Genomic DNA, 2,426 nt, shown 5'->3' with positions numbered 1-2,426 from the left:
CGCGAGGAAGAGGCGGCGCTCGCCGCCCTTCTCGACGACCTTGCAGCAGGCGCCGGCGTCACCGTCCAGGCTGAAAGCCTGGCGCGTTTCGAGCCGGTGACCTTCGATGCCGGCATCGTCTCGCTGATCGAGGAGATTGCCGGAGCCGCCGGCCTATCCTGCCGGCGCATCACCTCGGGCGCCGGCCACGACGCACAGATGATTGCGCGCATCGCGCCGTCCGCGATGATCTTCGTGCCGAGCCGCGGCGGCATCAGCCACAACCCGGCAGAGTTCACCGCCGCCGGCGAACTTGTTGCCGGCGCCAACATTCTGCTCGGCGTCGCCGCGCGATTGGCGGTCGATTGAGCAGCAGAAAACGCGGATCGCCGGCTTCGACGGCACAGTGTTGCCAAGCCATGACACCACCAAAAATAGTCAGGCCGAAGGCGTCGAGTCTCGCAGGGGTTCGCATCCGGCGACATCGGGCCGAAACAAACTTCAATCATTCAGCGAGTTTAGACAGCGAATTTTCGCGCGCGCCAATAAGTTCAGTGCCTCGAAGAAAGAATGCCATGCTGCTGCTCAACCAACGACCCGAACACAACCAGCCGTTGGTTGCGGCCGATGCCGAGTCCCTCGGCGTGGCGGGAAGCGAGCGGGCCGAGCACTATCTCAAGGCGCGGCACAACCATGCCGAAACGCCGCTGCACGCCTTGCCGGCACTGGCTGATGAGCTCGGCATCGCGGCACTGCACGTCAAGGACGAGGGCCAGCGTCTCGGCCTCGGCTCCTTCAAGGCGCTGGGTGGCGCCTATGCCGTCATCCGGCTGGTGCTGGAGGAGGCAGGCAAATGGCTCGGTCGCACCGTCGATATCGGCGAGATCAACGACGCCAAGGTGCGCGAGATCGCGTCCGGCATGATCTTTGTCTGCGCCACCGACGGCAATCATGGCCGCTCGGTCGCGCAGGGCGCCGGCCTGGTCGGCGCGCGCTCTGTGATCTTCGTCCATGCTGGCGTAAGCCGTGAGCGTGTCGCTGCCATCGCCCGCTTCGGCGCCGAGATCGTCCAGGTCGAGGGCGGCTACGATCATGCGGTGCGCGAAGTCGCCCGCGTCGGCGCCGAGCGCGGTTGGAAGATCGTCTCCAACACGTCCTGGCCGGGCTATGAACGGGTCCCCGGCCTGGTCATGCAGGGCTATACGGTGATCGTGCGCGAGACGCTGCGGCACATGGCCGAGCCGCCCACGCATGTCTTTCTGCAAGCCGGCGTCGGCGGCTTCGCCGCGGCGATCGCCGGCCATATGGCGATCATGCTTGGCGGGCGGCGGCCGAAGGCCGTGGTGGTCGAGCCGGGGCGCTCGGCTTGCGTCTACGCCTCGGCTGAAGCCGGACGTCCGGCAACGATCGCGCACCAGCAGTCGACGGTGATGGCGATGCTCGAATGCGCTGAGCCGTCCCTGGTCGCCTGGCGCGTGCTGGCGCGCGTCGGCGATGCCTTCATGACGGTGGAGGAAGAGGATGCGGTCGCCGTGATGAGGCGGCTGGCGCGACCCTTGGGCAACGATCCGGCAATCATCTCCGGCGAGAGCGGCGGTGCGGGGCTCGCCGGACTGATCCGCGCGGCAGGCGACAGGCATATGCGGACGGCACTCGGCCTCGACAGCCATTCGCGCGTGCTCGTCGTCAACTCGGAAGGAGCGACCGACGCCGGCCGCTATGCCGAACTGGTCGGCGTGAGGCCGGACGACGTGCTGATGCAGCTTGCCTGAAGCTTCGCCGTAGCAGGCTCGGCGACTTCGCCGTAGCAGGCTTGGCGACTTCGCCGTAGCTTTCCGTCCGGATGCGTAGAGAACAGACTTAGGGACGAAGATGGCCAAGCTCGACGAACTGGCACTGCACCGCGAGATGACGGCGTGGCGGCATGATCTCCACAACCATCCCGAGTTCGGTTTCGAGGAGAAGCGCACCGCCGCTTTCGTCGCCGAAAAACTACGCGAATTCGGGCTGGAGGTCGCCGAGGGTATTGGCGGCACCGGCGTCGTCGGCACGCTGACCAGGGGCAGCGGCAACCGCGCGATCGCGCTGCGCGCCGACATGGACGCGCTTCGCATCGCCGAGCAGGGCACGATGGACTACCGCTCGCAGACGCCCGGCACCATGCATGCCTGCGGCCATGACGGCCACACCTCGATGCTGCTCGGCGCGGCCAAGCTGCTCGCCAATGAAGGCGGCTTCGACGGCACGGTGCGCTTCATCTTCCAGCCGGCCGAGGAGTGGGGCAGGGGTGCGCTCGCAATGCTGGACGACGGGCTCCTCGAGCGCTTCCCCTTCGAGGAGATCTTCGGCCTGCACAACATGCCTGGCCTGCCCATTGGCCATTTCGAGACCCGCGTCGGGCCGATCATGTCGGCCGAGGACAATTTCGAGATCGTGCTGAAGGGTGT

At 66.7% G+C, this 2,426-nt stretch carries 3 protein-coding genes; all 3 read left to right on the top strand.

All coding sequences use genetic code 11. From position 1 onward, the window contains the following. Positions 1-348 (top strand): M20/M25/M40 family metallo-hydrolase (locus tag EN780_RS32130; RefSeq protein WP_128276286.1); only part of this gene is annotated, 348 nt, incomplete at its 5' end. Between the two features lie 206 nt (positions 349-554). After that, a complete protein-coding gene (locus tag EN780_RS32125; RefSeq protein WP_128276285.1) occupies positions 555-1,751 on the top strand; it encodes a diaminopropionate ammonia-lyase in 1,197 nt (398 codons plus the stop codon). 100 nt (positions 1,752-1,851) lie between these two features. After that, the coding region (locus EN780_RS32120) for an amidohydrolase (protein ID WP_128276284.1) at positions 1,852-2,426 on the top strand (575 nt) is incomplete at its 3' end.

This window comes from Mesorhizobium sp. M4B.F.Ca.ET.089.01.1.1 (assembly GCF_004022605.1).
Classification (GTDB): domain Bacteria; phylum Pseudomonadota; class Alphaproteobacteria; order Rhizobiales; family Rhizobiaceae; genus Mesorhizobium; species Mesorhizobium abyssinicae.
This window is presented reverse-complemented; position numbering and strand designations above follow the sequence as displayed.

Bases quoted from the DNA above. Each gene is read 5' to 3' on its own strand.
- EN780_RS32125 (WP_128276285.1), top strand. From the start codon at position 555: ATGCTGCTGCTCAACCAACGACCCGAACACAACCAGCCGTTGGTTGCG.